The sequence below is a fragment of the Micromonospora sp. NPDC048040 genome, assembly GCF_055587185.1.
The window spans coordinates 1-7,097 of record NZ_JBVJGT010000116.1 but is presented as its reverse complement, the minus strand read 5'-3'; the positions used below and the strand labels follow the sequence as shown (position 1 = coordinate 7,097).

Annotated in this window: 5 protein-coding genes; 2 read left to right on the top strand and 3 right to left on the bottom strand. The window is 70.3% G+C overall.

Annotated features, from left to right (window positions below; genetic code table 11):
- Nucleotides 1-146 precede the first annotated feature (146 nt).
- Both ACZ6O2_RS36200 and ACZ6O2_RS36195 read right to left on the bottom strand, forming a co-directional pair.
- Nucleotides 147-1,208, bottom strand: a complete 1,062-nt coding sequence (locus ACZ6O2_RS36200; RefSeq protein ID WP_466026172.1) for a winged helix DNA-binding domain-containing protein — start codon at nucleotides 1,206-1,208, stop codon at nucleotides 147-149.
- A complete protein-coding gene (locus ACZ6O2_RS36195) occupies nucleotides 1,205-2,191 on the bottom strand; it encodes an MDR family NADP-dependent oxidoreductase (RefSeq protein WP_466026170.1) in 987 nt (328 codons plus the stop codon). The genes ACZ6O2_RS36200 and ACZ6O2_RS36195 overlap by 4 nt, the downstream gene beginning before the upstream one ends.
- A 62-nt stretch (nucleotides 2,192-2,253) precedes the next feature.
- On the opposite strand from ACZ6O2_RS36195, the gene ACZ6O2_RS36190 reads away from it, so the two are divergent.
- A complete protein-coding gene (locus ACZ6O2_RS36190) occupies nucleotides 2,254-3,345 on the top strand; it encodes a helix-turn-helix transcriptional regulator (RefSeq protein ID WP_466026169.1) in 1,092 nt (363 codons plus the stop codon).
- A 44-nt stretch (nucleotides 3,346-3,389) separates the two neighbouring features.
- Here ACZ6O2_RS36190 and ACZ6O2_RS36185 read toward each other — a convergent pair whose 3' ends face one another.
- On the bottom strand, nucleotides 3,390-4,709 hold the full coding sequence (locus ACZ6O2_RS36185; protein WP_466026171.1) for an IS701 family transposase: 1,320 nt from the start codon (nucleotides 4,707-4,709) through the stop codon (nucleotides 3,390-3,392).
- Between the two features lie 368 nt (nucleotides 4,710-5,077).
- Between ACZ6O2_RS36185 and ACZ6O2_RS36180 the strand changes: the two genes are divergently transcribed.
- Nucleotides 5,078-7,054 carry a PQQ-dependent sugar dehydrogenase gene (locus ACZ6O2_RS36180; protein ID WP_466026168.1) on the top strand — a complete coding sequence of 659 codons (1,977 nt, stop codon included), beginning with the start codon at nucleotides 5,078-5,080 and terminating at the stop codon, nucleotides 7,052-7,054.
- Nucleotides 7,055-7,097: the final 43 nt, after the last annotated feature.

The following is a 7,097-nucleotide window of genomic DNA, read 5'->3' as shown; positions in this document are numbered from 1 at the left end:
CCCGAGATCGACACTTCGGAAAAGTCACTTCCCGGACCCGCCACACCCCAGCCTAGAACAACCCTCGCCGCCGCCTCTTGACACAGAGGGGTGCCAGATGTGCGCACAGGATCATGGCTCGCTGGCGTCGGCTGATCGGGCGCGGGCTATGGCGTTCGTCGGTGCTTGAGGAAGGGCAGCATCCGGTTCGCTTCGTCGTTGACGGCTTGCTGTTCGGCGGTTGCAAGGGGCCGAAATGGGACGAGTCGTATGTCGTCTCCGGTGAAGGACCAGGTTCCACGGACGAAGCCGTCGATGAGGATGGTGGGGTGTACCAGGGCCCGGCCGGGCATAACCTGCTTGCGGTCTTCGTCGCTGATGATGCGGGTGCGATCGGCGTGGCCCAGCAGGGCGTTGTCGTACGCGGGCAGCAGTCGCACGGGCGCGGGGATGTGCGGGTCGGGTAGGTGCGCGTCGGGCAGGTCGAGCAGGGTCTGGCCGTCGGGTCCGGTGTAGTGGCGTAGTTCGATGTCCATGTTCGCGACGACCTGGTTGAGCCGGGTCAGCCCGCTCCATGCCTGGACGTCGGCCACCGTGGCGGGTCCGAAGGCGGCGAGGTAGCGGCGGATCAGTTCGTGGATCGCCGAGGGTTCGATGGTGTCGGCCGCATGGGCGGTGACGGTGATGGAAGATCGGTTGCCCCAGCTGCCCCAGGATGCGGTGGTGGGATCGTGGATGAGCGGGGTGCGTAGTTCGAATTCGCCGGCGAGGATCCGGCCGTCGCGGCCCGGGTGGCGGGCGGCGAGGCGTCGGGCGAGCTCTTTACGGGCGAGCGGTCCGGCGTCCAGCAGCGCACGTCCGTCGGCCGTCAGCGTCTCGGTGGGCAGCCGGTTACTGTTGCGCCGGAAGTACGGCGAGTTGGCGGTGCGGTCGAGGACGGGCTGCAGCAGGGGCCGCAGCCGACGGAAATCGTCGGCTGCGGCGATGTGCTGGGTGCTACGCAGAAGGCTGGAGCGCACGACCTGCCCGTCGGCCAGCAGGGTGGTCAGGTCGGCGTGGGTGAACCCGCAGATCCGGCTCCACAGCCCGAGGTAGGGCCAGTTCGGTTCCTGTGCCTGTAGGGCGACCAGACGGCGGATCACATCAAGCGGCGCCTGGTCGGTGCGTTCCAGGAGGAATTGGCGCTGCAGCAGTGCCCGGTTGAGGGCGCGACGCGACAGCGGCGTCATGCCAGCCACACCGAGACGTTGCCGCGGTAGCCGCCTCGCAACAGCGACAGGAAGGCATCGGGCACGGCGTCGATGCCGGCCTCGACGACCGTCTGCGGGAAGACGAACGTGTCCTGGTCGAGCCAGGCCCTGAAGTGGGTGTGCCATGCAGCGATCTGGTCGGGCGTGTGATGGCAGGAGAATGGCAGCAACTCGATCCCCTTGGCTGCGGCGGCAGCCTGGTCGGGTTCGGGGAATCGCTGGGCCGCCGCACCCAGTTGGGTGGACAGCGATCCGCACAGCGCGAACCGCGCTCCCGGCGCGGCGACCTCGAGCGCGGCCTCGTAGAGCGTGCCGCCGACGGTGTCGAAGAAGACCGTGATTCCCTCGGGTGCCAGTTCCTTCAGTGCTGCGACCGGGTCCTGGTGGTAGTCGAATGCGGCGTCGATACCGAGCTCCCGGACCAGGTACTCCGCCTTGGCATGGCTGCCCGCGCTGCCGATGACCTTCGAGGCGCCCAGGTTGCGGGCGATCTGAGCGGCCAGTGAGCCGACGCCGCCGGCCGCGCCGGAAACGAACACGACATCGCCACGGCCGACCTTGGCCACGTCTGCCATGCCGTAGTAGGCGGTGGGCCCCTGGCCGAGGTGGTAGCTCGGCTCCGGGTACGCGTCGCGGTCCAGCTTGACATATGAGGCGGCCGGGCCGGCGGAATGCGTACTCCAGCCGCTCATCGACTGGACCAGGTCGCCCTGTTGCAGATCCGGGCTGGCCGATCGCAGGACAGTGCCGATGGCCATGACGCCGATGCGCTGGCCCGGCTGCCAGGCCGGAATCGGCAGGTGGCAGTCGGAGCGCATGAGCTCGAGGTATGTGGCGGCCAGCCCGAGGTATTCGGTGCGGACGAGGACCTCGCCGTCGATCTCTGTCTCGACAACGGTGAAATGTTCCCGGCCGGGTACGCCGGCGATCTGGGTGGTCAGCTGAATCTCACGAGTGATCATGAGGATGACGCTAGACCGACTTCCGGTCACTTTCTGACCGGAAGCGGTGCGAAGATCGCGGCATGGCCAACACCAGTTCCCGAACGCTCCGGCTGCTGTCGTTGCTGCAGACTCACCGCCACTGGTCCGGCACCGATCTGGCCGACCGCCTGGGGATATCGGAACGCACCCTGCGCCGCGATGTCGACCGGCTGCGGGAACTCGGCTACCCGGTGCACGCCTCCCGAGGCACCGACGGCGGTTACCAGTTGGCGCCCGGTGCGGTCCTGCCGCCACTGCTGCTCGACGACGAGGAAGGCGTCGCGTTGGCGGTCGGCATGGGCGACGCCACCCAGAGCGGAATCGCCGGGATCGAAGACGCGGCGGTGCGCGCGCTGACCAAAGTGGTGCAGGTCCTCCCGCCGCGTCTCCGCGCCCGGGTCAACGCGTTACGCGCAATGACCATCTCGCCCACGGCCGCGGGCCCGGTCGTGCCCGCCGAGGTACTCACGGTGATCGCCCAAGCCTGCCGGGACGAGGAACGGCTGCGATTCCGCTACACCGCACGGGGCGGCCCCGACACCGAACGAGAAGTCGAACCGCACCGCCTTGTCGCGCTCGGCGGCCGCTGGTACCTGGTCGCCTACGACCTGACCCGACACGACTGGCGCAGCTTCCGCCTCGACCGACTGACCAACCCGCGCAGTGCCGGAACGAGGTTCCGTCCACGCCCCCTTCCCGCCAGCGACGCCGCGCAGTTCGTGCGCACCTCCACCGGCGTCCCCTCAGGACACGCCGTGCAGGCCCTGGTCCACGCATCCGCCGAACACGTCCGCCGGGTCGTCGGGCAATGGGGCACGATCGAACCCATCGACGGCCAACACTGCCGTCTCACGATGGTGTCCGCCAGCCTGGACTGGCCCACCCAAGCACTGGGCAACATCGGCGCTGAATTCGAGGTGCTCAGCCCCCCGGAATTCACCGACCACCTCCGAGACTGGGGAACCCGATTCCTCCGAGCCGCACAACGATCAGCAGCCCGGACCAACTCCCAACGGACACCGCACCAACCCGACGACCCAATCCACCGAACGAGGGTCGTCCAAAGCAATCCTGCCGCTGCTTTCCCGGCTGTCGACGGGAACGGACATACCGGCGACCGTTTACGGAGGTAACGCCAACCCAGCGCTAGCAGACCTAGTACGGCAGCCGCCATTGGCTAGTTGACCAGGGCGTATTCGCGGTTGAGTCGGGTGCGTTGGTGGAACCAGCGTGAGCGGGCTTGGTGGCGGCGGCGCCAGTCGGTCCAGTGTTCGGCGTGGTGGGGTGGTTTCGGTCGGTGGCCGAGTCTGGCCAGGAGGCGTCGGGTTTCGGGGATGGTCAGGGGGATCCGGCCGGGATCGTCTGGCGGGGCCTGATCGGGAGTGACTGGTGGTGGGGCCTGGGTGTCGGTGCGGTGGTGTAGTTGCGCGGTGGCGACGGCGCAGACGGCCAGGGCGGCCATGACCAGCACGGTGTGTCGTCGGATCGCGCCGTGGAGGCGGGCCTGGCAATGGTCGAGGCCGAACTGGTCCTTGCCGAACTCGAAGTCCTCCTCGACTGGCCAGCGTAGTCCGGCGGCGCGGATCAGCCGGGTCATGCTCTTCGGTTGCCCGTCGGGCTGGTAGCAGTAGTGAAAGGCCAGCTCGCCGGTGCGTAGGTGCCGGCGGACCAGCAGCACGTGGCGGGGGTTGGCGGTGGCGATCTGCACCCACCCGTACCAGCGTTGCCCTTTCGACCCGGTCCCGGCGCTGCGGACCTCCCACCGCCGCTGGTCGTCCACCAGCTCCTCGACGGCCTGCCGGCAGGTCAACCGCACGCCGGCACCGAGGTCCAGCAGGAACGTGGAGGCCACCCGCAGCACGTACGCCTGTTGCTGGTGTTCGAAGAACTCCCGCAGCTGCGTGCAGGCGCCGTACACCTCGTCCCCGCACATGACGTCGAAGCGGATGCCGTCGGTGTAGGCGTCGGTGCAGATGTCGATCGCCAACTGTCCCTTGGTGCGGAACAGCAGGTCGCCCGGGATCCCCATCGCCTGGGCGGTCTTGGCGTCGTCGATCTGTTCGGCGGGGATCCACTGCCGGAACCCGATCAACCCGTGCCCCAGGCCTTCCCGCACATACGACAGGTGCACGGTGTTGATGCCGTTCTCCACCCGGCCCGCGCAGCCCATGTACTGCCGTTTCACCCCGCAGGTGGCGGTGCCGCGTTTCTGCTGGCCGGTCTCGTCCAACGCCCCGACCACCAGCCCCCGACGTCGCCGGCGGGCCGCGGTGGCCAGCCCGTCGACCACGAACCGGCGGACCAGACGCATCGCTTCGTCGGTGTCCCACACCGCCCGGTTCAACAACCGCTGCACCCGGTCCGGACCACGGTCCCCGACGTACTCCGCGATCGTCCACCCGTTACGTTTCGGCAGGTCACTGGCCACCGCAGACACGTACTTATCCGCCTGCTGCCAGGTCTGCACCCGCACGAAACACGACCGCAGCCGCTGCATCAGGTCGGCCCGCAACCGCTGGGCCCGGCCAGCCGCTATCCTGGCAGCCGCAGCCGCCCGTGATCTTGTTGTCGTCACACACACATGATCATCAGGGCGGCTGCGTCCACATTGCCCGCCCCGACACCCGCATCATCCCAGCTCACACGGTTAGTGGCGGCTGCCGTACTAGTGATGTGTCCACTAACGTTCACCGCGTTTCCGGTGCGGTTCACGACGGCGGGCGGGTCGTCTTCGAGGGCAGTTGTGGATCCTTGCCGAATTGGCGAGCGACTCCCCCACCGGTTGGTGGGCGGGCCACAGCGGGCCCACTGGTCCTCGCACCGCCCGGGTGGGCAGCGGGGATCACGTCGGGACCGGCCGGCGCCGTGGGGCTGGACTTCCTGCCCGACGGCAGCGCGCTCGTCACCGAGCGGGACAGCGGGTGGGTCCTGCGGGTACGACGTGGGTCGGCCCCGCAGCAGGTCGCGCAGATCTCGGGGGTCGTCGCGACGGGAGAGGCCGGCCTGCTCGGGCTGACCGTCTCGCCCCGCTACCGCACCGACGGATTCGTGTACGTGTACTTCACCTCCAGCGTCGACAACCGGATCGTCCGCTTCCGGCTCACCGCGCCGCAGGTCCAGCAGCCGGTTCTCACCGGGCTCGCCCGGTCCGGCGCGCACAACGGCGGGCGCATCGCGTTCGGCCCCGACGGGATGCTCTACGCGGGCGTCGGCGACGCCGGGCAGCCGGCCACCGCCCAGGACCCGTCGTACCGCAACGGCAAGAACCTGCGGATGCGGCCGGACGGCACCGTGCCGTGGAGCAACCCGACCGCCGGGTCCCTGCTCTACGGCCTCGGCCGCCGCGACGTCGAATTGCCCGCCGTCGGTCGACTCCGGCCGCCCTGCGGCGGGGGGCCGGCGGTGGCGAGCGGGGGCAGGCGTCAGCGGTGCCAGTCCTGCTTCGCCGCGCGGACCAGCTTGTCCTTCAGCTCCCGGTGTGCCGACGACCTGCCGACACCCGGTGACGGGCAGGGCGTGTCGATGGCGGCGAGGACGCTCTCGGGCGGATGCCAGGATGGGGTCATGGGCGCGGGGGAGCTGCACGGGAGAAAGCCCGAACAGGACGTGATCGCCGAACTGGTGGCGGGAGCCAGAGCGGGCGCCAGTGGCTCGCTGGTGCTGCGCGGCGAGCCGGGCATCGGCAAGACGGCGTTGCTCGACCATGCCGCCGCGGCGGCCGGAGACATGCGGCTGGTCCGCGGTGCGGGGGTCGAGTTCGAGGCGGAGCTGCCGTTCTCGGGGCTGCAGTTGTTGCTGCGCCCGGCCCTCGGATCCCTCGCCGCGCTGCCCGGCCCGCAGCGCGAGGCTCTGGAGGCGGCGTTCGGGCTCGGGCCTGCGGCCGGCTCCGAGCCGATGCTGGTGGGGCTGGCGGTGCTCTCCCTGCTCACGGAGTACGCGGACGAGACAGGACTGCTGTGTCTCGTCGACGACGCGCAGTGGCTCGACCGGGCGTCGCGGGAGGCGCTCCTGTTCGCCGCCCGGCGCCTGCACGCCGAGGGCGTGGTCATGGTCTTCGCCGCCCGGGACGGCGAGGGGTCCTTCCCCGCCCCAGGCCTTGCGGAGTTGCGCCTGTCCGGGCTGGCCCCGGAGGCGGCCGTGGCCCTGCTCGACCGGCATCCGCTCACGCCCGCCGTGCGCTACCGCCTGCTCGCCGAGGCCGGCGGCAATCCGCTGGCTCTGCTGGAGCTGCCGGCCGCCCTGGCCGCCGAGGGCGGCACCGTGTTCTCGCCAGGGGCGCTCCCGCTCACCAGCCGCCTGCAACTGGCCTTCCACGGCCAGGTCAGCCGGATGCCGGAGGCCTGCCAGAGCCTGCTCCTGCTCGCGGCGGCCGACGAAACCGCCGAGCTTGCCGTGATCCTGCGTGCCGCCGCCACGCTGGGGGCGTCCGTCGAGGACCTGGCCCCCGCCGAGTGGGCCGGCCTGGTGCTCCGCGGCGACGCCGACGGCACCACCACCGTCCGCTTCCGCCATCCTCTGATCCGCGCCGCCGTCTATCAACGGGCGCCGCTCGGGCAACGCCTCGCCGTCCACCGCGCGCTCGCCGCGGCCCTCGGCTCGCCCGAGCACGCCGACCGTCGGGCCTGGCATCTGGCGGCCGCCGCTACCGGAGCCGACGAGGAGGCCGCCGCCGCTCTGGAACGCACCGCCGCCCGCGCCCGCGAACGCAGCGGCCACGAGGCGGCCGCGGCGGCGTACGAACAGGCAGCCCGGTTGAGCATCGAACCCGGCGCCAGGGCCCGCCGTGAGGCCCTAGTACTCCAACGTCACTTGGCTTCGGCGTTGGGCGTGGCGCAGGCATGAAGACGGCCACCGCGTTGATCATCGATGGTTTGTGAGGACAACC

Excerpts from the sequence above, each read along its gene's own strand:
- ACZ6O2_RS36200 (WP_466026172.1), bottom strand. The coding sequence starts at position 1,208 with ATGACGCCGCTGTCGCGTCGCGCCCTCAACCGGGCACTGCTGCAGCGC.
- ACZ6O2_RS36195 (WP_466026170.1), bottom strand. The coding sequence starts at position 2,191 with ATGATCACTCGTGAGATTCAGCTGACCACCCAGATCGCCGGCGTACCC.
- ACZ6O2_RS36190 (WP_466026169.1), top strand. The coding sequence starts at position 2,254 with ATGGCCAACACCAGTTCCCGAACGCTCCGGCTGCTGTCGTTGCTGCAG.
- ACZ6O2_RS36185 (WP_466026171.1), bottom strand. The coding sequence starts at position 4,709 with ATGCAGCGGCTGCGGTCGTGTTTCGTGCGGGTGCAGACCTGGCAGCAG.